This window comes from Rhizobacter sp. P2_G4, from assembly GCF_056403575.1.
Genome location: NZ_JBFUFG010000005.1, coordinates 176,560 through 199,284 on the forward strand (window position 1 = coordinate 176,560; position 22,725 = coordinate 199,284).

Annotated in this window: 21 protein-coding genes; 12 read left to right on the plus strand and 9 right to left on the minus strand. The window is 65.4% G+C overall.

What is annotated here, in order from left to right; translation table 11 throughout:
* Positions 1 to 5: 5 nt before the first annotated feature.
* Complete coding sequence (locus tag AC1DYS_RS19695) at positions 6 to 542, minus strand: Crp/Fnr family transcriptional regulator (protein WP_477902234.1); 537 nt, start codon at positions 540 to 542, stop codon at positions 6 to 8.
* 102 nt (positions 543 to 644) lie between these two features.
* On the opposite strand from AC1DYS_RS19695, the gene arr reads away from it, so the two are divergent.
* Entirely contained in the window at positions 645 to 1,100 is a 456-nt protein-coding gene (gene arr / locus AC1DYS_RS19700; RefSeq protein ID WP_477902236.1) for an NAD(+)--rifampin ADP-ribosyltransferase, read from the plus strand.
* Here the strand turns inward: arr and AC1DYS_RS19705 are convergent.
* The 3 genes from AC1DYS_RS19705 to AC1DYS_RS19715 form a co-directional block, all read right to left on the minus strand.
* Positions 1,097 to 1,792: a DUF502 domain-containing protein gene (locus AC1DYS_RS19705; protein ID WP_477902238.1), complete on the minus strand. Its 696-nt coding sequence runs from the start codon at positions 1,790 to 1,792 to the stop codon at positions 1,097 to 1,099. The two genes, arr and AC1DYS_RS19705, sit on opposite strands and share 4 nt — an antisense overlap.
* 248 nt (positions 1,793 to 2,040) lie before the next feature.
* Positions 2,041 to 3,585 (minus strand): methyl-accepting chemotaxis protein, encoded by a 1,545-nt coding sequence (locus AC1DYS_RS19710; protein ID WP_477902240.1) that lies wholly within the window; start codon positions 3,583 to 3,585, stop codon positions 2,041 to 2,043.
* A 322-nt stretch (positions 3,586 to 3,907) separates the two neighbouring features.
* Positions 3,908 to 4,915 (minus strand): sigma-70 family RNA polymerase sigma factor, encoded by a 1,008-nt coding sequence (locus tag AC1DYS_RS19715; protein ID WP_477902242.1) that lies wholly within the window; start codon positions 4,913 to 4,915, stop codon positions 3,908 to 3,910.
* Positions 4,916 to 5,126: 211 nt separating this feature from the next.
* Between AC1DYS_RS19715 and AC1DYS_RS19720 the strand changes: the two genes are divergently transcribed.
* On the plus strand, positions 5,127 to 5,960 hold the full coding sequence (locus tag AC1DYS_RS19720; RefSeq protein ID WP_477902244.1) for an SDR family NAD(P)-dependent oxidoreductase: 834 nt from the start codon (positions 5,127 to 5,129) through the stop codon (positions 5,958 to 5,960).
* Between the two features lie 57 nt (positions 5,961 to 6,017).
* Here AC1DYS_RS19720 and AC1DYS_RS19725 read toward each other — a convergent pair whose 3' ends face one another.
* The 4 genes from AC1DYS_RS19725 to AC1DYS_RS19740 form a co-directional block, all read right to left on the minus strand.
* Positions 6,018 to 6,740: an ABC transporter ATP-binding protein gene (locus tag AC1DYS_RS19725; protein WP_477902246.1), complete on the minus strand. Its 723-nt coding sequence runs from the start codon at positions 6,738 to 6,740 to the stop codon at positions 6,018 to 6,020.
* Positions 6,741 to 6,831: 91 nt separating this feature from the next.
* Positions 6,832 to 8,754, minus strand: coding sequence for a branched-chain amino acid ABC transporter ATP-binding protein/permease (locus tag AC1DYS_RS19730; protein WP_477902248.1), 1,923 nt, complete (start codon positions 8,752 to 8,754; stop codon positions 6,832 to 6,834).
* A gap of 2 nt (positions 8,755 to 8,756) precedes the next feature.
* Entirely contained in the window at positions 8,757 to 9,632 is an 876-nt protein-coding gene (locus AC1DYS_RS19735; RefSeq protein ID WP_477902250.1) for a branched-chain amino acid ABC transporter permease, read from the minus strand.
* 109 nt (positions 9,633 to 9,741) lie between these two features.
* A complete protein-coding gene (locus AC1DYS_RS19740; RefSeq protein ID WP_477902252.1) occupies positions 9,742 to 10,941 on the minus strand; it encodes an ABC transporter substrate-binding protein in 1,200 nt (399 codons plus the stop codon).
* Positions 10,942 to 11,177: 236 nt separating this feature from the next.
* Between AC1DYS_RS19740 and AC1DYS_RS19745 the strand changes: the two genes are divergently transcribed.
* From AC1DYS_RS19745 to AC1DYS_RS19790, 10 genes are all read left to right on the plus strand, one after another.
* Complete coding sequence (locus AC1DYS_RS19745; protein WP_477902254.1) at positions 11,178 to 12,530, plus strand: cache domain-containing protein; 1,353 nt, start codon at positions 11,178 to 11,180, stop codon at positions 12,528 to 12,530.
* Positions 12,531 to 12,569: 39 nt separating this feature from the next.
* Entirely contained in the window at positions 12,570 to 13,190 is a 621-nt protein-coding gene (locus AC1DYS_RS19750; RefSeq protein WP_477902256.1) for a response regulator, read from the plus strand.
* Between the two features lie 87 nt (positions 13,191 to 13,277).
* A complete protein-coding gene (locus AC1DYS_RS19755) occupies positions 13,278 to 13,889 on the plus strand; it encodes a 2-hydroxychromene-2-carboxylate isomerase (RefSeq protein ID WP_477902258.1) in 612 nt (203 codons plus the stop codon).
* A gap of 127 nt (positions 13,890 to 14,016) precedes the next feature.
* Complete coding sequence (locus tag AC1DYS_RS19760) at positions 14,017 to 15,624, plus strand: carboxyl transferase domain-containing protein (RefSeq protein WP_477902260.1); 1,608 nt, start codon at positions 14,017 to 14,019, stop codon at positions 15,622 to 15,624.
* A gap of 13 nt (positions 15,625 to 15,637) precedes the next feature.
* The gene (locus AC1DYS_RS19765; RefSeq protein WP_477902262.1) at positions 15,638 to 16,141 is read left to right on the plus strand and encodes a DinB family protein; all 504 of its coding nucleotides are present in this window, start codon (positions 15,638 to 15,640) and stop codon (positions 16,139 to 16,141) included.
* Between the two features lie 239 nt (positions 16,142 to 16,380).
* Positions 16,381 to 17,715 (plus strand): M48 family metalloprotease, encoded by a 1,335-nt coding sequence (locus AC1DYS_RS19770; RefSeq protein ID WP_477902264.1) that lies wholly within the window; start codon positions 16,381 to 16,383, stop codon positions 17,713 to 17,715.
* Complete coding sequence (locus AC1DYS_RS19775) at positions 17,712 to 18,497, plus strand: enoyl-CoA hydratase/isomerase family protein (RefSeq protein WP_477902266.1); 786 nt, start codon at positions 17,712 to 17,714, stop codon at positions 18,495 to 18,497. Before AC1DYS_RS19770 ends, AC1DYS_RS19775 begins: the two co-directional genes overlap by 4 nt.
* 20 nt (positions 18,498 to 18,517) lie before the next feature.
* Positions 18,518 to 19,114 (plus strand): DUF4126 domain-containing protein, encoded by a 597-nt coding sequence (locus AC1DYS_RS19780; RefSeq protein WP_477902700.1) that lies wholly within the window; start codon positions 18,518 to 18,520, stop codon positions 19,112 to 19,114.
* Positions 19,111 to 20,277: a dienelactone hydrolase family protein gene (locus AC1DYS_RS19785; RefSeq protein WP_477902267.1), complete on the plus strand. Its 1,167-nt coding sequence runs from the start codon at positions 19,111 to 19,113 to the stop codon at positions 20,275 to 20,277. The genes AC1DYS_RS19780 and AC1DYS_RS19785 overlap by 4 nt, the downstream gene beginning before the upstream one ends.
* Before the next feature lie 21 nt (positions 20,278 to 20,298).
* Entirely contained in the window at positions 20,299 to 22,299 is a 2,001-nt protein-coding gene (locus AC1DYS_RS19790) for an acetyl/propionyl/methylcrotonyl-CoA carboxylase subunit alpha (RefSeq protein ID WP_477902268.1), read from the plus strand.
* A gap of 13 nt (positions 22,300 to 22,312) precedes the next feature.
* Here the strand turns inward: AC1DYS_RS19790 and AC1DYS_RS19795 are convergent, their stop codons facing one another.
* Positions 22,313 to 22,687, minus strand: coding sequence for a hypothetical protein (locus tag AC1DYS_RS19795; RefSeq protein WP_477902270.1), 375 nt, complete (start codon positions 22,685 to 22,687; stop codon positions 22,313 to 22,315).
* Positions 22,688 to 22,725: the final 38 nt, after the last annotated feature.

Here is a 22,725-nt window from a genome sequence, read left to right on the forward strand (position 1 = left end):
CAGCATCAGCTGGAAGGGATGGCGGCCGGGTCCATCCACATCGCTTCCCACACGTGGCCATCGGGATCGATGAGGTTCCGGTTGTACAGAAAGCCGAGATCCTGGACCGGGTTGATCTCGCCCGGTTCCTTTTCGATGATCCAGTGGCGCTCGATGTACCGGATGTAGAAGGCAGCAACGTCGGGGAACCGGGCGACCAGCGACTTGAAGGCGGCGAAGTCGTACTCGAGCATGGTGCTGTCTTCGATCGCGGTGATCCCGAAGAGACTGGGCTCACCCAGCAGGGTCGCGCTGACGGAGGCCGCGATTCGACCTTCTGGGAAGAAGTACTTGATCACCACATCGCCCTCGGGACCGACATAGTGCTGGGAGAACAGCCCCTCGACAACGAAGGCGAACGTCGTCGGTATCGCACCTGCAACGATGTACGGCTCTTCCTTTTTGAACTGTCTGCGGCGAAGCAACGCGGCCCACGCCCGCTCGGCTTGATCCGAGAGGTCTGCGTAAGTCCGGATCTTCGCAAAGAAGGCTTCGTCGTTCACGGCGTTCGATTTGTCATCTTGAGCTCAGGGCTGGGAACTCAGCAGAGCCCTGCTAGGTCTTGCAAACATGTCAAACGGTAGGCTTCAACAGAGACTTCGGCAATGAGCGACGATCAATGGGAACCTGTTACTGTCGACAACTGCGAACAGGTACGCGGTCCGTTCTATCACGGGACCAAGGCCAACTTGTCGATCGGTGATTTACTGTCCCCGGGCTTTCCCTCCAACCACGAGGAAGGTCGGGTTCTCAACCACATCTACTTTTCAAGCCTTCTGGAGCCCGCCGTTTGGGGCGCTGAGCTTGCGGTGGCATTCGCCAGCTCGGGCGGGCGTGGCCACATCTACATCGTCGAGCCCACCGGGCCATTCGAGGATGACCCGAACCTCACAAACAAGCGATTTCCTGGCAACCCCACCAAGTCCTATCGCACGCAGAAGCCGCTCAAAGTCGTCGGAGTGGTCAAGGACTGGCAGGGGCACGCCGAAGAAGAGATTCGCAAGATGGTGGAGGCTCTGCAAGAGCTGAAGCGCCGCGGGCTTGCCATCATCGAGGACTAGGCGTTCGGCTTGTTCATGTACTGGCTCGTCGTCAAGCCCATGGACACATAGATGCTCGTCAAGGCCTCCACGCCGATGTCGGCGCGGCTGACCCAGTCCTCGGGCACGTAGAGCAGGCCACCACCCACGGGCACCGGCGCCGTGGGCACCAACACGCCCAGGTAGCGTCGCCCGCCGTCCATGACCACGGGCTCGGGTGTGCACAGCAGCGCCAGCACGGCCACCTTCTGCCCATCGCTGCCCTGTGCGTCCTCGGCCGGCCTACCGCCGAAATGCAGCCACACCGGGCTCATGGAGCCCAGGCCGTCGGCGTCCTTGCGCGAGAACAACTCGACCATGCGCGTGATCACGTCGTAAACATTGCGCACCAGCGGGATGCGCTGCATCAGCCGGTCGATCAGGCGCTTGATGCCCACCTGCAGCCCGGCCTCGACCAGCACGCCCAGCAGCCAGATCGCCATGCACAGCAGGACGAGACCCAGCACGTAGCCAATGGACTCGGAGCGCGAGACCGAAACGCCAATGGCGACCAGCACCGAACCGAACATGCTGGATGGTCCCAGCCACGCCGACAGCAGCTGCCAAGCCCAGGCCAACAGCGCGAAGGTGGCGGCCAACGGCAAGATGGCCGCCAGGCCGGTCAGAAAGGTACGGCCGAGGCGATAGCCCTTGTCCTTGAGGCGAGGCAGCATGGCAAGCAGCCCAGAGGGCAAAGCCGCGATCATAGAGAACGAGCGCTCTTGCGCGGCGAGACCATTGAAGCGTGGGGCTGCAACGGGTCGACAGCACCTCTTGCTTGGCCATCCTTCAATGGGCATCGTCGGATGACGCTGGGATGACCGACCGGGTCAAGCGGCGGTGCTGTCGATCGAGGCGCTGCTTGCGGAGAGAGTCATGCAGGAGCCGTGTGTCAGGGCGCCGCGGCGCGATGATCGCGAGCTCAGGTGCCCGTTGGGTTGAGCCGGAAGCGTTGCACGGCGCCCGCCAGTCCCATGGCCTGCTCTTTCAGGCTTTCTGCTGCTGCTGCGGATTCCTCCACCAAGGCTGCGTTCTGCTGCGTGGCCTGATCGAGCTGGGCTACGGCGTCGTTGACCTCGCCGATGCCCCGCGCCTGCTCGCGGGCCGCCGCCGAGATTTGAGCAACGATGTCCGACACGCGGTGCACGCTCGCGACGATGTCGTTCATGGTGTCGCCCGCGCGCTTGGCCTGCAGTGCGCCCGCCTCCACACGGTCGACACTCGCGCCAATCAGCGACTTGATCTCCTTGGCGGCCTCCGCCGAGCGCTGGGCGAGACTGCGCACCTCACTGGCCACCACCGCGAAGCCGCGACCTTGCTCGCCGGCGCGAGCCGCTTCGACGGCCGCATTCAGGGCCAGGATGTTGGTCTGGAAGGCAATGCCGTCAATGACGCCGACGATGTCGCCGATGCGCTTGGACCCGGCGTTGATGACGCCCATGCTGTCGACCACCTCGAGCACCAGCTGCCCGCCTTTGCCTGCGATGTCCGAGGCCGACACGGCCAGCTGGTTCGCCTGCGATGCGGACTCCGCACTCTGGTGCACGGTAACGGCCATTTGCTTCACCGAGCTGGCGGTTTGCTGCAGGTTGGCAGCCGCATGCTCGGTACGGGCGCTCAGGTCCTGATTGCCCGATGCGACCTCGGTGCTGGCCACGCCGATGTTGTCCACCGACCGGCGGATGTGGCCGACCAGTTCGCGCAGCGCGTCCTGCATCTGCGACAAGGAACCCGTGAGCCGCCCGACCTCGTCGCGCCCCGCTGGTGGTATATCTTCCGCCAGGTTGCCTGAGGCAATGCGGTCCGCGATGGCCTGGGCCTGGGCCAGCGGCCCGACGATGCCGCGGTTGAGCAACCAGCCGAGCAGCACGGCAATGAGGGCGCAGCCGGCCGCCGTTGCGATGGTCGCGTTGCGGGTCATCGACATGGTCGACTCCGTGGTCTGGGCGAGCACACGAGAACGTGCTTCTTCGAGTTGGACGACCTCACCTGCCACGCCGAGGTATTCAGCCACGATCTTCTTGAACGATCCGGCCTCTCGAGCGGCGGTGTCGGTGTCGCCCGCGTCATTGGCCTTCAGCATTGCGTCCCGTCCTGCAAGATAGCGCTTGCGGACTTCAGCCAGCTTCTCCTGCACCGCTTTGCCCTCGAGCGAGGTTTCGACCTCGGCGAAGCGCTTTTGAATCTCGGATGTGCGCGCCGTCGAGCGCTTCATGTCCTGCTCGAAGTGATTGACCAATCCGAGGTCACTGCTCAAGCCAATGGCAAGTGCACGCTGCGCATTCATCGCGATGTTTTGGCGCCATTCCTGCGCCAGTGAAAGGCGTTCAGCCTGGATGCCGCTGGCCTCCGCCGTCACGCCGCGTACCGCTTCAAGCTGGAACAGGGTGAAGGCGGCCAACGCCAGGATGAGCGCAACGATGACGCTGAAGCACAGAGCCAGTCGCATGCCAATGCGCAGATTCATGAAAAAGGAGGTCATGGTGGGACTTGGGGCAGGAGAGGTCGCGGTCGGGAGTCCCCTGTTATCGGCCGTTTCCTGCAGCGCCTGAAGGCAATCTCCTGACAAAGGCACCGTCCGTTTCGGCCGCAAGGTGCCCGCGGCGCATGACTGTCGTTGCTGCGCTCGCAGCAGCCTAGCCCAAGTACCGGGGCCTTGCTGCCGGATCACATGGACTTGGGGTCAGCGGCCCAGCCCTCGCAGATGCATCAGTCTGGAGTGCTCTCGACTCCGAATGAACCTGCGGCGGCCATGAGTTCTCCCCAGCGATGAGATGACGGCGGAAGCGCTAACGGTTGGGGAGTGAACGCGGTAGCTCGAACCAGGGCAGCACGCCTTTCTCGAAGCGCGTCATGGCGCCGATCTTCTCGCCCCTGAGCGTGATGACGAACAGGCCGGTTCCATGGCGCATGCCGGTGGGGGTGCGAAGGTAGCTGCCGAACGCCGGCTGACCGTTTGCTCGCGTCGGCACGAGGTCGAACCTCCGGCCAGCGCCGAAGATGCTGGCGAAGAGGCGGGCCACGACATCGCGGCCCTCGTATTCGAGCGGCATCGGCGGCATGGACACGAAGACGTCATTCGTCAGAAGGGCGACCAGTGCCTCCAGATCGGCGGACTCGTACGCGCTGACGAATTTCGCCACGATCCCATCCTCGGCGCTTGGGTCGCAGGCGGGAGGCCGTTCGCACATGGCGGGCGGCGACCAGCGGCGCTGCAGGCTTGCACGCGCACGTTTGAGTGCGCTGTTGGCTGATTCGACCGTGGAGTCGAGCATGCCGGCCACCTCGTTCGCGGGGAAGCCGAGCACGTCGCGCAGGATGAGGACGGCGAGTTGCCGGGGTGGGAGAAGTTGGAGGGCGGTCACGAAGGCCAGTGAAATGGATTCGGTCTGCTCGTAGCGAGCCTCGGGGCCAGGCGCCGCGTCGATCGCATCTTCGAAGAGCGCGTCGGGATAAGGCTCGAGCCAGACGACCTCGCCCAGCCGGGTCGGCTCCGGCGGTTCGACTCCAGGAACATCCCATTCCTTTGCAGGCCTTCGGCCGGCCGAGCGCCGCATGTTGAGGCATCGGTTGGTGGCGATCTGGTACAGCCAGGTGCGCAGCGAGGCGCGCCCCTCGAACCGTTCCAAGCCCTGCCATGCCGCCAGCAGCGTGTCTTGCAGGGCGTCTTCGGCATCCTGGAAGGAACCGAGCATTCGATAGCAATGCACCTGCAGCTCTCTGCGGTGGTGTGCTATCGCCTCTCTGAACGCGTCGCCGTCTCCGGCCCGCGCCCTGCTGATCAGGTCGGCTGTCATCACGTCCATCCTCGCATCACTTCTCCCGGCTGCAGTGTCTTCCATGACGGTATAGACACCGGCAAGGGGGTGAACTGGGCGGTGGGCGCGCGCCCAGTTTGTCGATGTTGCGGTGTCTATACCTCCGACGTATCTGACGATCAGGACGTCGGCGGGTGGCAATACACCGGACTGAAGCTCCGATGAATTCAGCCACCGGTCTAACCAACGGGTGGGCGGGAGTGACCGTCCAGCAACAAAAAAGGAACGCGAGATGATGCTCAAAGACAAGGTTGCGGTGATCTACGGAGCCGCAGGCGGGATAGGCGCGGTCGTGGCGCGCGCTTTTGCGCGCGAAGGGGCGAGGGTTTTTCTTACCGGTCGCCATCGAGCGCCCGTGGAAGCCATCGCCGACGAGATTCAGTCGGCTGGCGGGTCTGCGGAGGCGATGGAAGTCGACGCTCTGGACGAGCAGGCGGTGAACATGCACCTGCAGCATGTGATCGACGTGGCGGGTCGGCTCGACATCTCGTTCAATGCGGTGGGAACCTCCAATGCGAAGGCGCTGGGTGTGCCCCTGCTCGAGCTGGCTCTCGAGCAGTTCTCTCAGCCGATCACCGACTACACCACGTCGTACTTCTTGACAGCGCGCCTGGCTGCCAGACGGATGGTGCCGAACAAGTCGGGGGTGATCATGACGGTCACCGCGCTCCCCGGGCGGACGGGAACCGCATTGAACGGGGGCTACGGTTGCGCCCAGGCCGCCAAGGAGGCACTCACGCGCGACTTATCGACCGAACTCGCACCTCATGGCATCCGCGTGCTCAGTCTGCGACCACACGGCATGCCGGAGACCAAGACGATGAAGGAGGCCTTCGAGCTCAAGGCTTCCCGCGCGGGCATGAGCTGGGAGCAGTTCCAGACGTTTCTCGCGAACTGGAGCCACCCGCGCCGCGTCATGGTGCTTGAGGAGGTGGCAAGCATGGCGGCATTCATGGCGTCCGACAAGGCGAGTGGGATGACGGGAACCACCGTCAACTTGACCATGGGCGGCGTGGCCGACTAGCCTGGGCTTTCGAAGGATCGGCCTCGAGCGGCAGCAAGCCGCTCAAAGCCGAAACCCTCAGTGCCCGCCGCCGAGGTAGGCCGCCTTGACTGCCGGATCGACCTTGAGTTTCTCGGCCGGGCCGTGCACCGCGATCTTGCCGTTCTCGAGCACGTAGCCGTAGTCGGCGACGTTGAGTGCAGCGGCCGCGAACTGCTCCACGAGCAGCATCGTCACGCCTTCGGATTTGAGTCGCGCGATGATGCGGAACACCTCTTCGACCAGGATGGGCGCGAGGCCCATTGACGGTTCGTCGAGCAGCACGATGTCGGGGTTGAGCATCACGGCGCGGGCCATCGCGAGCATCTGCTGCTCGCCGCCGGACAGGGTGCCTGCAAGCTGCTCGCGCCGTTCCTTCAAACGCGGGAAGAGCTCCATCGCGCGTTCGAGGTCGGCCTTCACGTCGCCTTTGGGGCGGCTGCCGGTGAGCCGGGGGAAGGCGCCGAGCGTCAGGTTGTCGGTGACGCTCATGGTCGCGAACACGCGCCGGCCTTCGGGCGAATGCGCGAGGCCGCGCTTGGCGATGTGATACGACTCCAGGCCGTCGATGCGGTCGCCGTTGAGGCTGATCTGCCCGCCGGTGGGTTTGATCATGCCGGAGACGGCGCGCATGGTGGTGGTCTTGCCGGCACCGTTGGAGCCGATCAGCGTGACGACCTTGCCCTTGGGCACTTCGATCGAGATGCCGTGCAGGACTTGCACCTTGCCGTAGCCGGCGACGAGTTCTTTGATGGTCAGCATGTCGGTCCTCCCGCCGGGCCGCCCCAAGGCAGGACCGCGCCCCCTTGGGGGGTGGCGAACGTAGTGAGATTGGGGGTTGTCATAACTGTCCTCAAGCCGCTTGGCCACCGAGATAAGCCTCGATCACCTTCTCGTCCGCCTGCACCTGTGCGGGCAAGCCTTCGGCGATCTTCTGCCCGAAGTCGAGCACCGAGACGGTGTCGCAGATGCTCATGACGACATCCATGTGGTGCTCGATCAGGATCACCGTGATGCCGTGTTCGCGGATCTTGCGGATGATCGCGATCAGCTCCTTGATGTCCGGCGCGGTCAGGCCTGCGGCGGGCTCGTCGAGCAGCAGCAGCTGCGGGTCGAGCGCCAGCGCGCGGGCGATCTCTAGCAGGCGCTGTTTGCCGTAGGGCAGGTTGCGCGCTTCTTCGTTCAACAGGTCGGCCAGGCCGACCATGCGCAGCAGGCCGATGGCGCGCGCCACCGCGGCGGCGTCTTCGCGTTTGTAGCGCGGCGTGTGCACGGCCACGTCGACCAGGTTGCTGTGGAAGGTGTGGTGCAGGCCCACCTGCACGTTCTGCAGCGCCGTCATCTCGCCGAAGAGCTGCACGTTCTGGAAGGTGCGCGCCACGCCCGACAGCGCGATGTCTGACGAGGTGCGGCCGACCAGCGAACGGCCACCGAAGTCGATGCTGCCGGCGGTGGGCACGTAGATGCCGGTGAGCACGTTCATCATCGTGCTCTTGCCGGAGCCGTTGGGGCCGATCAGGCCGTGGATGGTGCCGCGCTTGACGACGAGGTCGACGTTGTTGAGTGCCTTCAGGCCGCCGAACTGCATCAGCACGCCCTTGGCCGTGAGCAGCTCGGGTGCGGCCGATGTTGCTGCAGTCGAGACGGCGTCTTTCGGGGCGTTGGACTCGTCGACCACCGGCACCTCGACGCGTGTCTGCATGTTGAGTGCCGAGCGCACGAAGCCCACGATGCCGTCTTGCAGGTAGTACACGACGAAGAGCGTGATCAGGCCGAAGATCGAGAGCCGCCAGTCGGTCATGCTGGTCAGCACGAACGAGAGGCCGGCGAGCGCGATGCTGCCCACCACGGGAATGGCGACCTTGCTCAACGAGGCCTTGCCGCGGCGCAGCGCGACGAACGCGCCGATGGCAACCACGACCGCGATCAGGATCGACACGTAGCGGAACATCTCGATGTCGTCGAGCAGCTTGGGCAGCATCACGATGATGGTGGCGCCGAGCATGGAGCCGATGCGTGTCTTGCGCCCGCCCATGATCACCGCCAGCAAGAAGAGCACCGTCAGCTCGAAGTTGTAGGTGTTCGGCGAGATGTACTGCTCGGAGTAGGCGTAGAGCGAACCCGCGAGCCCGGCGAGCCCGGCGCTGATGACGAAGGCGTAGACCTTGTATCGGTAGACCGACACGCCCATGCAGTCGGATGCGACCGGGCTGCCGCGCAGCGCCTCGAAGGCACGGCCGAGGTGCGAGCGCAGGATGCGGTCGACGACCAGCAGCGACGCGATCAGCAGCACGCCCACGACCCAGAAGAACTCCTGCTCGTCGAGCCGGTGGCCGAAGAGCGGCGGCTTGCTGAGCTTGATGCCCATTGGCCCTTCGGTCAGGAACGTCATCTCGTTGATGAGAATCTGGATGATGGTGCCGAAAGCGAGCGTGACCATCGCGAGGTAGGGGCCGGTGACCCGCAGCGCCGGCAGCGCAAGCAACGCGCCGAAGACGGCGGTGACGCCGATCGACGCGATCAGCGCCACGAGGAACGGCGCGCCCAGCTTGGTGACCAGCACGCCGGCGGTGTATGCGCCGATGCCGAACAGGCCGGCGTGGCCGAGCGACACCTGGCCGGTGTAGCCGACCACGATGTCGAGCCCGAACAGCACGATCGCGTAGATCATGATGGTCTCGAGCAGGTGGATGTAGTACGGGTTGCCGACGACGGACGGGAACACCGCCAACGCGACGATGCCGACGATCGATGCGATCAGGAGCTTGCGTTTCATTCTCAGACTTTCTTGATCGCGGTCTTGCCGAACAGGCCGGCGGGTTTGACGGCCAGCACGATCAGCAGCAGAACCAGGCCAGGCACGTCCTTGTAGCCGGTGCTGAGGTAGAAGCCAGTGGTGGTCTCGGCCACGCCGAGGATGATGCCGCCGAGGATGATGCCCATGCCGCTGGTCAAGCCGCCGATGATGGCGACCGCGAAGGCCTTCAGCCCGAGCACAGCACCCATGGTGGCGCCGGTCAGCGTAAGCGGCGCGATCAGCACGCCGGCAAAGGCTGCGCTCATCGACGACAGCGCGTACGAGAAGGTGATCACGAGGCCGGTGTTGATGCCCATCAGCTTGGCGGCATCACGGTCGTTGAAGGTGGCGACCACGGCCTTGCCGTAGATCGAGCGGCGGTTGAAGACCTCGACCGCCAGCATCATCAGCACCGCGCCGACGACCACCAGGATTTCCATCGGCAGCACGTTGGCGTTGAGAAACTTCATGGGCGACTCGGGCAGCGGCGACGGGAACTTGAGGTCGTCGCGGCCCCATACGTTCTCGGCCACGTTCTTGAAGATGATGCCGAGCGCGATGGTCGACATGATCCAGCCGAACTCCGACTTGATCTTGATGGCGGGCCGCACGCCGATGCGCTCGACCACCGCGCCCTGCACGGCACCGAACACGCACACCAGCGGAATCATCAGCCAGTAATTGACACCCAGGCCGACCAGCGTGAGGCCGACCAGTGCGCCCAGCATCAACGCGTCGCCCTGGCCGAAGTTCAGCGTGTCGGAGGTCGCAAAGGTGAGCTGATAGCCGAACGCGATCACCGCGTAGATCATGCCCAGCGCGATGCCGCTGAAGATGAGTTGAGTCAGGATTTGCATGGTGATTTCTCTCTGCGCCGTGATGGCGGCGCGTTCGGGGCAAAGAAGGGCCCCTCAATAAAAGACGCCGCCGCGGTTGTCCGGGGCGGCGTCTTCACGGGGCGGTGCTTTACTTCTTGACTTGCACCGAGGCAGCCTTCTTCTGGTCTTCCGGATAGGCGTAGACCACCTTGCCGCCCTTGACCTCGCCGAACACCGGAATGTTGGCGGTGATCGCGTCGTGGTCGGTCTTGGTGAAGGGCTTGTTGTAGGTGGTGACCACGCCTTCGACCGGTGCCTTCAGGTCTTCGAGCGCGGCCTTGATCTTCGGGCCGTCGGTGCTGCCGGCTTGCTTGATGGCGGCGGCGAGCAGGTAGATCGAGTCGTAGCCTTGTGCGGCCGAGACCGGCGAATCCATGCGCGCGTTCTTGGGGTTGAAGGTTTTCAGGTAGCTGATGATGAACGACTGGCGCTTCGGCGTGGTCGGCTCCTGGATGAAGGTTTGCGGCATGCGCGCGCCTTCACCGCCGGGGCCGGCGTTGTCGATGTAGTTGGCCATCGACAGGGTCCACGAACCGACCATCGGCACCTTCCAGCCGAGCTTGGTCATGCCATTGGCGATCTGCGCCAGCTCGGGGCCGATGCCGTAGGTGAGCACGGCTTCGGCGCCGGCTTCCTTGGCCTTGAGCAGCTGGGCCGTCATGTCGACGTCCTTGATGTTGAACTTCTCGACGGCCACCGGCGTGATGCCCTTGGCCTTGAGTGCCTTCTCGAGGTCGGCCTTGCCGAGCTGGCCGTAGTTGGTGGAGTCGGCCAGGATGGCGACCTTCTTGAAGCCGCGGCGGGTGATGGCTTCTTCCACGATCATCGGCGCCTGGATGCTGTCGTGCGCGGCGTTGCGGAAGATGTAGTTCTCGGGCTGGTCGTCGAACTGATGGGTGATCAGCGAGCCCGTGGCCACGTTGTTGAACACGGGGATCTTGGCTTCCTGGAAGAAGCGCTGCGAGGCGAGCGCCACGCCGGTGTTGATGTAGCCAACCGTGGCGGTGACCTTCTCCTTGTTGATCAGCTCCTGTGCGATCTGCACGCCGCGTTCGTTCTTGGCTTCGTCGTCGCGCTCCACGAGCACGATCTGCCGGCCCAGCACGCCGCCGGCCTTGTTGATTTCTTCAGCCGCCAGGCGCACGCCGTCGCGCATGCTGACACCCATGGACGACGAACCGCCGGTGAAGGGGCCGGCCACGCCGATCTTGATCGGGTCGGCTGCCAGCGCCAGGGTGCCGGCCGCAGCGAGTGCAGCGGCGAGGGCGATTTTCGAGAATCGAATCATGTGTAGTCTCCGTCGATGAATGGTGAGGTCATGGCCTCAAGGCAATATTGATTATGTGGATTGGCGTGCCGCCGCGCATGAGCATCACTCCTAGGGAATGCTGCGTAGTAGTGCATAGGGGAAAACGCCAGCCATGAAGTTCATGTCGCGCCGCAGCACAATTGCCGGATGACAGCTCCATGCGCACTTCGTACGCGGTTTTCCACAGTGGCCGTTCGTCGGCCGGGCGGGCGCGGATGAAGCTCAAATCCAAGATCCTGCTGCTGGCCGTGACGCCGCTGCTGCTGGCCGTCGCGCTGATCGGCGGGCTGCTGGTGGTCGAGACGCAAAGCCTCGAACGGCAGCAGGCGCAGGTGCTCGAAGAGGTGCTGCTCGCGACCAAGCGCGACGAACTGCGCAGCTATATCACGCTCGCGATGACCTCGATCGACCACCTCTACGGAGCCGGCCGCGACGACCAAGCGGCCAAGGAGCAGGCCAAGGCCATCCTGAGCAACATGACCTTCGGCGACGACGGCTACTTCTACGTGTACGCCGACGACGGGCTCAGCCTCGTGCACCCGCGGCAGCCCGATCTGGTGGGCACCAACCTTTGGGACATGCATGACTCCGACGGCACCTTCGTGATCCGCGAACTGATCGCGCGGGCCAAAGAGGGCGGCGGCTTCCAGCGCTACCTGTGGCCCAAACCATCGACCGGCAAGGTCGAACGCAAGCTCGGCTATTCGGTCTACCTGCCGCGCTGGGGCTGGATGCTGGGCACTGGCATCTACCTCGACGACGTGGACGAGGCGGCCGCACGCCTGCGCGGCAACCTGCTGGAGAGCGTGCGCCAGACGCTGCTCGGTCTGGCCGCGGTGGCGATGGTGGCGGCGCTCGCGGTCTTTGCCGGCGGCCTGGCGCTCAACATCAGCGAGCAGCGCCAGGCCGACCGCAAGCTCAAGGCGCTGGCGCACCGGGTGGTGAGCTCGCAGGAAGAGGAGCGGGCGCGCGTCTCGCGTGAGCTGCACGACCACATCTGCCAGGTGCTGGTCTCGATCAAGTATCAGTTCGAACTCGTCGGCCACCGGCTGGCCCACCCGGGCGACAAACCCGTGACCGCGATCGATGCGGAGATCAGCTCGCTCTCGAAAGCCATTGCCGAAGTGCGCCGCATCTCGCACGACCTGCGCCCCGCGCTGCTCGACGACCTGGGGCTGCCGGCCGCGCTGGAGCACATCGGCAACGAACTCGCCGAGCGCAGCGGGCTGCAGGTGCACGTGGCACCCCACGTGTGCGAGGAGCGTCTGCCCGAGCTGCAGGCGGTGAGCCTCTTCCGCGTGGCGCAAGAGGCGCTGCGCAACGTGGAGCGGCATGCGCAGGCCACGCGCATCGACATTCGTTTGGACGACAGCCACGACAAACTCGAGCTGCGCATCACCGACGACGGCGTGGGCTTCGATGTGAAGAACATCGAGAAGAGCAAGGACCGCGGCATCGGCCTCACCAACATGCGCGAGCGCGTGGAGCGGAATGGCGGCACGTTCGCATTGGTTTCGCAGCCAGGGCACACCGCGTTGATCGCGAGCTTTCCGCTGGTGGCCGCATGAGCATGGCGACCGCTGTGCGTTTTTCCGACGAGGCCTGAGATGACCGTCCGTCTCGTCATCGTCGATGACCACTCGCTGGTGCGCGATGGGCTGCGCGCGCGGCTTGCCGTGGTGCCGGATCTCGAAGTCGTGGGCGAGGCCGCGAGCGGCGCCGAGGCGCTGGAGCTGGCGCAGACGCTGACGCCCGACCTGATGCTGGTCGACGTGGGCATGCGCGGCATGAACGGCATCGACCTCGCGAACGCGCTGCGCCACCAGCACCCGGCGATCCGCGTGCTCATGCTGAGCATGTACGACAACCGCGAATACGTGGTGAGCGCCATCCGCGCCGGCGCGCTCGGCTATGTGCTGAAGGAGTCGCCGACCGAGGAGATCCTCGCGGCGATCAGCAAGGTCACCGCCGGCGGCACTTACTTCAGCGCCCACCTGGCAAACCTCGCCAATTCGGTCGGCACCGAGACGCCGCAGCTCACGGTGCGCGAGCACGAGGTGCTGTTGCTGTTGGCGCATGGCCGCAGCAACAAGGTGGTGGCGCGCGAGCTCGACATCAGCGTCCGCACCGTCGAGACGCACCGCCTGAGCCTGCGCCGCAAGCTCGGTGTCGATTCGGCCAGCGACCTGCTGAAGATTGCCGTGGCGAACGGCTGGACCACGCTGTAAGCCAAAGTTCACGCGGCCGCGTGCCGCACGCCGATGTTGGGGAAACTGCGCACGCCAAGCGGTGTGCGAGCGGGTAGCCTCGATCTCATGGACACCATCGAACGCCGCATCGACTTCTATTTCGACTTCTCGTCGCCCTATTCGTACATCGCGTCCGAATGGATCGAGGCGCTGGCCGCTCGGCATGCGCGCACGGTGCGCTGGCACGCCATCCTGCTGGGAGCCACCTTCCAGGCGGCCGAGCTGAAGACGCCGGTGGCACACCCGATCAAGCGCGACTACACGATGCTCGACTTCGAGCGCTCGGCGCGCTTCGCCGGCGTGCCGCTGGTCATGCCGCAACCGTTCCCCATCGCCACCCAGAACGCCGCGCGCGTGTTCTGGTGGCTGCATGCGCAAGACATCGAACGCGCGACCGCCTGGGCCCACCATGCGCTGCGCGCCTACTTCACGCGGGGCGTCAACCTGAGCGACAGCGCCGCCCTGAAGGGCCTCGTGGCCGAGTTCGGCCTGGTGCCGCAGGAGGCCGAAGCCGTGTGGGCCGACCCGGTGTGGAAGGCGCGGCTGAAGGAGGCGAACGACACCGCAATTGCCGCCAGCATCTTCGGCGCGCCGCACTTCGTCATCGACGGGGAGCCCTTCTGGGGCAACGACCGCCGTGCGCAGATGGAGCGCTGGCTGGAAACCGGGCCGTTCTGACCGGCGGCGAGAGAAAGTCCGTTCGGGCTGAGGGATCAAAGCTTCGTTCAGTCGCCGGCCAGCCGTCGGCTCTAGAATTGACGTATACGTCAACTAGACGGCTCGACAGCCGCCCGCCGGAGACCGCATGCCTGCCCTCACGTCCAAGCTCAGCCCGCGTTCCGATGACTTCAAGGCCAACGCCGCGGCCATGCGGCTGTTGGTTGATGACCTGAACGCCAAGCTCGCGCAGGTGGCACTCGGTGGCGGTGTGGCGCCCCGGGTCAAACACGTGGCGCGCGGCAAGCTGCTGCCGCGCGACCGCGTCGAGATGCTGCTCGACCCCGACACGCCGTTTCTCGAGATCGCGCCGCTGGCCGCCAACGGCATGTACAACGACGACGCGCCGGGCGCGGGGCTGATCACCGGCATCGGCCGCGTCTCGGGCGTCGACTGCATGGTGGTGTGCAACGACGCCACCGTGAAAGGCGGCACCTACTACCCGATGACGGTGAAGAAGCACCTGCGCGCCCAAGAGATCGCGCAGGCCAACCGCCTGCCGTGCATCTATCTGGTGGACAGCGGCGGCGCCAACCTGCCGAACCAGGACGAGGTGTTCCCCGACCGCGACCACTTCGGCCGCATCTTCTTCAACCAGGCGCAGATGAGCGCGCTGGGCATCCCGCAGATCGCGGTGGTGATGGGCTCGTGCACCGCAGGCGGCGCCTACATGCCGGCGATGAGCGACGAGTCGATCATCGTCAAGAACCAGGGCACCATCTTCCTCGCTGGTCCGCCTCTCGTGAAGGCGGCCATCGGCGAGGTGGTGAGCGCCGAAGACCTGGGTGGTGGCGACGTGCACACGCGTTTGAGTGGCGTGGCCGATTACCTGGCCAACGACGACACGCATGCGTTGGCGATTGCCCGCAATGCGGTGGCGCACCTGAACTGGCGCAAGGACATCGCGATGCGCTGCATCACGCCGAAGCCGCCGCTCTTCGACGCCGCCGAGCTGCACGGCGTGATCCCCACCGACACGCGTAAGCCCTTCGACGTGCGCGAGATCATTGCGCGCATCGTCGATTCGTCGGACTTCGAGGAGTTCAAGGCGCGCTACGGGGCGACGCTGGTGACGGGCTTTGCGCACATTGAGGGCATGCCCGTCGGTATCGTGGCCAACAACGGCGTTCTGTTCTCCGAGTCGGCGCAGAAGGGCGCGCACTTCATCGAGCTGTGCTGCCAGCGCAAGATTCCGCTCGTCTTCCTGCAGAACATCACCGGCTTCATGGTCGGCAAGAAGTACGAAAACGAAGGCATCGCCAAGCACGGCGCGAAGATGGTGACGGCCGTGTCGACCGCCAACGTGCCCAAGTTCACCGTGATCATCGGCGGCAGCTTCGGCGCCGGCAACTACGGCATGTGCGGGCGTGCCTTCGACCCGCGCTTCCTCTGGATGTGGCCGAACGCGCGCATCTCGGTGATGGGCGGCGAGCAGGCCGCGAGCGTGCTCGCGACCGTGCGGCGCGACGGCATCGAAGCCAAGGGCGGTGCCTGGAGCGCTGATGAAGAAGCGGCATTCAAGAAGCCCGTGCGCGACCAGTTCGAGCGCCAGGCCCACCCGTACTACGCAACCGCGCGGCTGTGGGACGACGGTCTGATTGACCCGGCCGACACGCGGCGCGTGCTGGCGCTCGGCCTGAGCGCGAGCATGAATGCGCCGATTCCCGAGACGAAGTTCGGGCTGTTCCGGATGTGACGGGAGAGTCCGCATGAAGGCCTACTTCTCGACACTCGCCCGCTACAACGTCTGGGCCACGCGCAAGCTCTTCGATCACGTGGATGCCTTGCCCGAGGCCGACTACCGGCGCGACGTGGGCCTGTTCTTCAAGAGCGTGCACGGCACGCTGAACCACCTGCTGGTCGGCGAGCACTTGGTGTGGTTTCGCCGCTTTGCCGAAGGCGTCTCGCCCATCATCAAGCTGAACGAAGAAGTGGAAGCCGACCGGCGGCGGCTGCGCGAGCGACTCTTGGAAGGCGCGCAGCGCTGGGAACCGTTGATTGCCTCACTGCCGGACGAGCGCTTCGGCGGCAGGCTCGAGTACACCAGCACCCAGGGCGTGGCGCAGTCGCTTCCCTTCGACATGACGCTCAGCCACGTGTTCAACCATGGCACCCACCACCGCGGGCAGATCAGCGCGGCCATCACGGCGATGGGCCACGCCTGCCCGGAACTTGATCTGGTTTGGATGTTGCAAGAGGAGGCACGCGCATGATGACAAAGAGCGGAGGTCGGGAGCCGTCAAAGAAGAAGTGCTCTTGGTGGCGCATGGCATTTGGTGCCCTTGTGTTGGTAGGAGGTGCCGCGTTGGCAGCTCCGCCGCAGATGGCGCGAGATCGCGTACTCACAGTGCGCATAGCGGCGCAGGCAGCGGAATCGCGCCTGTTCGAACTCTCTCGCTTGGCGGTGCCTCTGTGCGCCGGCCAGGTGGCATGGCGTCTCGGCCCGTCTCCCTTGGCGCTGGCCGATCCGACGCGCGATGAGTTTGCTCGTCAGGTGCATGAGCGCTGGCTGCCAAACCTCACGTTCGGACCCGGTGAGCGCATCTTCGTGTCGCAGCAGTTCAATACCCCTTATGCGCAGGCGGGCGTCAAGCCGGGCGATCGCATGCTGGCGACTGATCTGATCGGTGTCGCCGCGGGTGGCCAAGTTTCCGTGGAGCCGCCAGAGCCTGCCGCATCCTTGACCTTCCAGCAGCGGCGTCAGGCTGAGAGCAAGGCCCTGGAGGCGCAGCCTCAGCGGCTGCTAACGGTGCAGCGCGGCGGCAACACACTGCACTTGGTGGCGCGGGCCGTGCAGGTCTGCGACCTGCAACTGCTGCCGCTCGACAGCCAGTACGTCTATGCCGACATCCTGGGCAAAGCCATTGTGGTGACGGTGCCGCTGCTGAGCCGTGTCGATGACACCGAACTCACCATGGTGCTGGCGCACGAGGTAGCCCAGAGAATGCTCGGCAACGAAGGCAAGCATGGCCGATCGATGATGGCTCAGTTGCTGGTGCCGAAGGCGGTTCAGCAGATCCAGGACTTTCGTCGCAACATCGAGCTCGATGCTGAAGCACCGTCGGAAGAAGAGTTGATCGAGGCCGACCGCCTGACCTTGCGACTGCTGGTGGCCTATGGCATATCGCCCGCGGATTACCTGGCCTTCCTACAGCGCATGCAGTCAGACGAGGCGCCCAAGGCCAAGGCCCCGGTGTACTCACGCACCCGTGCGCTGGGCGAACGCCGAAAGGCGGCGCTGCAGGCCGTGGTGGCAGGCGCCGAGCTGGCGCCGCCGACTGGCATCGAGTTGTCGCGATGGACTGCGCTCGAAACACAGGGCGCCGCGCTTCGCGCGGCGCAAGCGCTCACCCTGCCAGCCCCGGTGGCGGCGGTTGCGTCTGTTTCCGCGCCGGCCCCAAGCGCCGCGTCTCCACTCAGTGCTGCGAGCGAGCTCACGCCTGCCCTCGCGCCAAAGCGCCATCGTTTGCCGGTGCCGCCTGCGTCGGGGTTCGCTGCCGGCACGGATGCGGAGGCCGTGCCCATCTCATCTGAAGGACAGGAGCGCTATCGGCATTACCTCACCCTCAAGTCGCCCAAGGCCTTTGTGGTCTACCTAAACGGTGGCTGGCGCTTCTTCTGGAACCAGTCCGACGCGATGACGATGGCGCTGAACCACTGTGCTCGCGAGGGCAAAACATGCTGGCTCTACGCCGTTGATGACCATGTGGTCTGGCAGGCCGACATCGGCAAGCGCATCGGCAGCAGCGCGCAGCTACATCATGGCGCGGATGGTGTCGGGCCATGAGCACGCTTGACATCCGCCGCGATGGCCCCATCGCCCGCGTCTATCTCAACCGCCCCGATGTGCGCAACGCCTTCAACGACGAGGTGATCGCCGAACTCAGTGCCGCCTTTGCGGAACTGGGCGCCGACACGACGCTGCGCGCCATCGTGCTCGGCGGCCATGGCAAGGCCTTCTGCGCTGGCGCTGACCTGTCGTGGATGCGCGCAATGGCCGACTACAGCTGGGAGCAGAACCGTGCCGATGCGCAGTCGCTCGCCGACATGCTGTGGACCGTCTACAACTGCCCGGTGCCGGTGGTCGGCCGCATCCACGGCGACTGCTACGCCGGCGGCATGGGCCTCGCGGCGGTGTGCGACGTGCTGGTGGCAGCTGATGTGGCCACCTTCTGCCTGAGCGAGGCCAAGCTCGGCCTGCTGCCGGGCACCATCAGCCCGTATGTGATTCGTGCACTAGGCGAGCAGGCCTCGCGGCGCTACTTCGTCACGGCCGAGCGGTTCAATGCCGCTCAGGCGCACGCACTGGGCTTCGTGCACGCGCTGTGCAGCAGCGATGAGCTCGATGCCAAGGTCGACGACATCGTCACCGCGATCGTCGACAACGGCCCGATGGCAACACGCGCGTGCAAGCGGCTGGTGCAGGACATGGCCGGGCTGCCGATCACGCCCGAACTGCGACAAGAGACGGCACGCCGCATCGCCGACATCCGCGCGAGCGACGAAGGCCGCGAAGGTGTGCAGGCGTTCCTGAACAAGCGCAAGCCTTCGTGGCTGGCTGACGCGTGAACCTGGACACCACTCAGCTGATGGCAATCGCCGCCGGCCTGGGCTGGGCCAGCGGCTTGCGGCTCTATGCCGTCGTCTTTCTCACCGGGCTTGCCGGCTTCATGGGCTGGGTGGACTTGCCTTCTGGCCTGCAGGTGTTGCAAAGCCCGCTGATGCTGGGCGCCAGTGGCTTGATGTTGTTCGTCGAGTTCTTTGCCGACAAGATCCCTGGCCTCGACACGGTTTGGGATGTACTGCACACGCTGGTGCGCATACCCGCCGGCGCGGCGCTGGCAGCCGCCGTGTTCGGTACCGACCATGCAACGGCAGCGACGGTTGCGGCGCTCTTGGGCGGCGCGCTCGCCGCCACCAGCCACGTGGCCAAGGCGACCACGCGGGCCGCGGCCAACACCTCGCCGGAGCCGTTCTCGAACATCGGTCTCTCGCTGTTGGGCGATGGTGCAGTGCCGGTGATGCTGTGGCTGTCGTGGGCGCATCCATTCGTGTTCTTCGGCGGCTTGGTCCTGGCGCTGGTGGTGATGGCGGCGCTGATCTGGGTGTTCGCCAAATTCCTGCGGGTACTTGCGCGCCGCTTCTCACGATCGGTACCGGTCAATGATGAGGTGATGCCGAGATGACGAAGACTCGTTTTCGGTGGCTGCTCGCCGCATGGCTGGCTTGTACGCTCACCGCCGCGGCACACGCCCAGGCCAAGGTAGAAGAGCCGATGGCCAAGGACATGCGCGAAGAGATCCAGCACGTCAGCGTCACCGTGAAAGACATGTACCGCCGCCAGGAAACCCGGCAGATTCCGGTCACGATCTTTCGCCCGGCCGGCGATGGGCCGTTCCCTCTGGTGATCATGAACCACGGCCGTGCACCGGGAGAAAAGCGTGCGCTGCAAGGCCGCCAGCGCTACGAGGCGCTGTCGCGCTACCTGGTCAGCAAGGGTTTCGTGGTGCTGGTGCCCACGCGTGTCGGCTATGGCGAGACTTATGACGACTTCGACCCCGAGTACAGCGGCGACTGCAATGCGCGGCGCCTCGAGCCGATGTCGGTTGCGGCGTCCGACCAGGTGCTGGCCACGCTGGAGTTCGCGAAGACCTTGCCGTACGTCAACGCTTCGCGCTGGCTGGTGATGGGGCAGTCGGTCGGTGGCCTCACCGCGGTGACCATCGTGTGGCGCCACCCGCCGGGTCTGGTCGGTGCCATCAACTTCGCCGGAGGCGTGGGCGGCAATCCGGACAAGTCGCCGGGCCACCCTTGCAGCCCCCAGGAAGTTGCGAGGATTTGGCGCTCCAACGCCGCAAGCGGCGGAGCGGTACCGATGCTGTGGCTGTATTGGGAGAACGACTTGTACTGGGGCCCGGACAACCCCAAGCGCTGGGCCGAGGCCTGGGTGAGCGGAGGCGGCCAGGCCGAGATGCACACGCTGGCTGCCGCAGGCAGCGACGGGCACGGCGCGATGGCATTCGACATGGACCATTGGGTGCCCTTCGCTGAAGCGTTTCTCGCCAAGCTCGGGTTCACCCGGCCCGGTGTGATTGCGCGGCCTGCCAGCACCGCATTCGCGAAGGTCGATGAAGTCGACAAGGTGCCGGTGAGCGCCATGGTGCGCGACGGCCCGTATCGCAAGTTTCTCGATGCCAAGCCGCCGAAGGCATTTGCCATCGGGCCGAAAGGTGCCTCGGGTTACGCCATAGGCGATTGGGTGATGGGCAAGGCGCTCGGCTTCTGCCAGCGCCGCGGCGAGCCATGCAAGCTGTACGCGGTGGACGACGAGGTCGTCTGGGTTCCGTGACCAAAGAATGATGGAGACAAGATGTTCAAAAAAATACTGATCGCGAACCGCGGTGAGATCGCGTGCCGAGTTGCTGCGACGGCACGCCGCATGGGCATCCAGACGGTGGCGGTGTATTCCGACGTCGATGCGAATGCCAAGCACGTGATGGCTTGCGACGAGGCCGTTCACATCGGCCCGCCGTCACCGAAGGAAAGCTATCTGCGCAGCGACCGCATCATCGCGGCGGCGAAGGCGACGGGCGCGCAGGCAGTGCACCCCGGCTACGGCTTCCTGAGTGAGAACGAAGACTTCGCGCAGGCGTGCGCCGACGCGGGGCTGGTGTTCATCGGCCCACCGGCATCGGCCATCAAGGCGATGGGCCTCAAGGCCGAGAGCAAGCGCTTGATGGCGCAGGCCGGCGTGCCGCTGGTGCCCGGCTATCACGGCGCCGACCAGGACCCGGCCTTGCTGCAGCGCGAAGCGGATGCCATCGGCTACCCGGTGCTGATCAAGGCCAGTGCGGGCGGCGGCGGCAAGGGCATGCGCGTCGTCGACGCCGCAAGTGAATTTGCGGCGGCGCTGGCCTCGTGCCAGCGCGAGGCGATCAACAGCTTCGGCGACGACGCGATGCTGATCGAGCGCTACGTCACGCGGCCACGCCACATCGAGATCCAGGTGTTCGGCGACACGCAAGGCCATTGCGTCTATCTCTTCGAGCGTGACTGCTCGGTGCAGCGCCGCCATCAAAAGGTGCTGGAGGAAGCGCCTGCGCCGGGCATGAGCGAAGCGCGCCGCCGCGAGATGGGCGAGGCGGCGGTGGCAGCGGCCAAAGCCGTGGGTTACGTTGGTGCCGGCACCGTCGAGTTCATTGCGGAGCCGATCGAGGGAACACGCGACCTGCGCTTCTACTTCATGGAGATGAACACCCGCCTGCAGGTCGAGCACCCGGTGACCGAAGCGATCACCGGGCTCGACTTGGTGGAGTGGCAACTGCGCGTGGCCAGCGGCGAGCCGCTGCCACTGAAGCAGGAGGAACTGCGCATCCACGGCCATGCGATCGAGGCGCGCATCTGTGCCGAAAACCCCGACAAGCAATTCATGCCTGCCACCGGCACGCTGGAGGTCTACCGCACGCCGCAGGCGGCGAGCTTCGAGCGCGCGAATGTCCGCTTCGATGCGGGCGTGCGTGAGGGCGACACCATCTCTCCGTACTACGACTCGATGGTCGCCAAGCTCATCGTCTGGGGTACCGACCGTGCGCAGGCACTCGCGCGTCTCGATGCGGCTCTGGCACAGACGCACATCGTCGGCCTGCACACCAACGTGGCATTCTTGCGCCGTGTGGTGACGAGTCGCTCGTTCTCGCAGGCCGACCTCGATACGGCATTGATCGAGCGTGAACGTGAAGTCTTGTTCAACGTGGAGCCGCTGCCCGCCGAGATCGCTGCAGCGGGTGTGGTGGCACATGCCTTGGCCAGCGAACAGGCGCTGCAGACAGCAGACCCATGGTCACGGCGAGATGGCTGGCGGCTCTTCAGCGGCGCGCGCCGGCAGTTCAACCTCGAGGTGCAAGGCCAGCGCCAGACCGTGCTGCTGGAGCGCGCGCACCGCGGCGCGATGACGCTGGTGCTGGGTGATCAGCGCTGGCCGTTCGAGGCGAACGCGCGTGGCGAGGGGCAGCACGATGTGCAGCTCGGCGAGCGCCGCGCCACGTTGTCGGTCTACGCCGTCGGCGAGCGCGTCAGCGTGTTCGCACCGGAGGGCTCGGCCACGGTCAGCCATGTGGACGTGCTGGCGCACGCGGGCGAGGGCGCCGCTGAAGCCGGCCGCCTGACTGCGCCAATGCCCGGCAAGGTGATCGCCTTCCTGGCCCAAGCGGGCGAGACCGTCAAGCAAGGCCAGGCGCTGGCGGTGATGGAGGCGATGAAGATGGAGCACACCATCACGTCGCCGCGCGACGGCAAGGTCGAGGCGCTGTTGTATGCGCCGGGTGACCAGGTGGCTGAAGGTGGAGAACTGCTGCGCCTCGCGGCGCCGTGAGGCGCGTCGCGCGTTATCGCGTGACGCGGTTCGCGCTGCGGCGCAGCCACAGCGTGGCGCTGCGCCAGCTGCTTTCTTCGGGCTCGGGTTCCGGTTCCGCAGGCGAGGCGGCGGTGACACCGAAGCCCGATGTGTTGCGCGCCCAGGCGGCGTCTTGCGGCGCTTCGCGGTGGGCCGTGGCGGACGGTTTGGCGAGCTTGCCGGCGTTGACGTACTGCCGTGCCAGCGAAACCAATTCGGGGTTGCCCGAGGCTTGGCAGACGAACAAGACTTCGCGTGCTTCTTGCACGTCGCTCAACATGGCTGCCACGTTGATGCCTTCACCCAGATCGTGCTTCAGGATGAAGTGGATGCGTGCAGCGATGCGAAGTTGAACGGGAGTGGACACAGGAAACTCCAAGCAGTTCGGGTATCTTCAACCTCTGC

Excerpts from the sequence above, each read along its gene's own strand:
- arr (WP_477902236.1), top strand. The coding sequence starts at position 645 with ATGAGCGACGATCAATGGGAACCTGTTACTGTCGACAACTGCGAACAG.
- AC1DYS_RS19705 (WP_477902238.1), bottom strand. The coding sequence starts at position 1,792 with ATGCTGCCTCGCCTCAAGGACAAGGGCTATCGCCTCGGCCGTACCTTT.
- AC1DYS_RS19710 (WP_477902240.1), bottom strand. The coding sequence starts at position 3,585 with ATGAATCTGCGCATTGGCATGCGACTGGCTCTGTGCTTCAGCGTCATC.
- AC1DYS_RS19715 (WP_477902242.1), bottom strand. The coding sequence starts at position 4,915 with ATGACAGCCGACCTGATCAGCAGGGCGCGGGCCGGAGACGGCGACGCG.
- AC1DYS_RS19725 (WP_477902246.1), bottom strand. The coding sequence starts at position 6,740 with ATGCTGACCATCAAAGAACTCGTCGCCGGCTACGGCAAGGTGCAAGTC.
- AC1DYS_RS19730 (WP_477902248.1), bottom strand. The coding sequence starts at position 8,754 with ATGAAACGCAAGCTCCTGATCGCATCGATCGTCGGCATCGTCGCGTTG.
- AC1DYS_RS19735 (WP_477902250.1), bottom strand. The coding sequence starts at position 9,632 with ATGCAAATCCTGACTCAACTCATCTTCAGCGGCATCGCGCTGGGCATG.
- AC1DYS_RS19740 (WP_477902252.1), bottom strand. The coding sequence starts at position 10,941 with ATGATTCGATTCTCGAAAATCGCCCTCGCCGCTGCACTCGCTGCGGCC.
- AC1DYS_RS19745 (WP_477902254.1), top strand. The coding sequence starts at position 11,178 with ATGAAGCTCAAATCCAAGATCCTGCTGCTGGCCGTGACGCCGCTGCTG.
- AC1DYS_RS19750 (WP_477902256.1), top strand. The coding sequence starts at position 12,570 with ATGACCGTCCGTCTCGTCATCGTCGATGACCACTCGCTGGTGCGCGAT.
- AC1DYS_RS19755 (WP_477902258.1), top strand. The coding sequence starts at position 13,278 with ATGGACACCATCGAACGCCGCATCGACTTCTATTTCGACTTCTCGTCG.
- AC1DYS_RS19760 (WP_477902260.1), top strand. The coding sequence starts at position 14,017 with ATGCCTGCCCTCACGTCCAAGCTCAGCCCGCGTTCCGATGACTTCAAG.
- AC1DYS_RS19765 (WP_477902262.1), top strand. The coding sequence starts at position 15,638 with ATGAAGGCCTACTTCTCGACACTCGCCCGCTACAACGTCTGGGCCACG.
- AC1DYS_RS19775 (WP_477902266.1), top strand. The coding sequence starts at position 17,712 with ATGAGCACGCTTGACATCCGCCGCGATGGCCCCATCGCCCGCGTCTAT.
- AC1DYS_RS19780 (WP_477902700.1), top strand. The coding sequence starts at position 18,518 with ATGGCAATCGCCGCCGGCCTGGGCTGGGCCAGCGGCTTGCGGCTCTAT.
- AC1DYS_RS19785 (WP_477902267.1), top strand. The coding sequence starts at position 19,111 with ATGACGAAGACTCGTTTTCGGTGGCTGCTCGCCGCATGGCTGGCTTGT.
- AC1DYS_RS19790 (WP_477902268.1), top strand. The coding sequence starts at position 20,299 with ATGTTCAAAAAAATACTGATCGCGAACCGCGGTGAGATCGCGTGCCGA.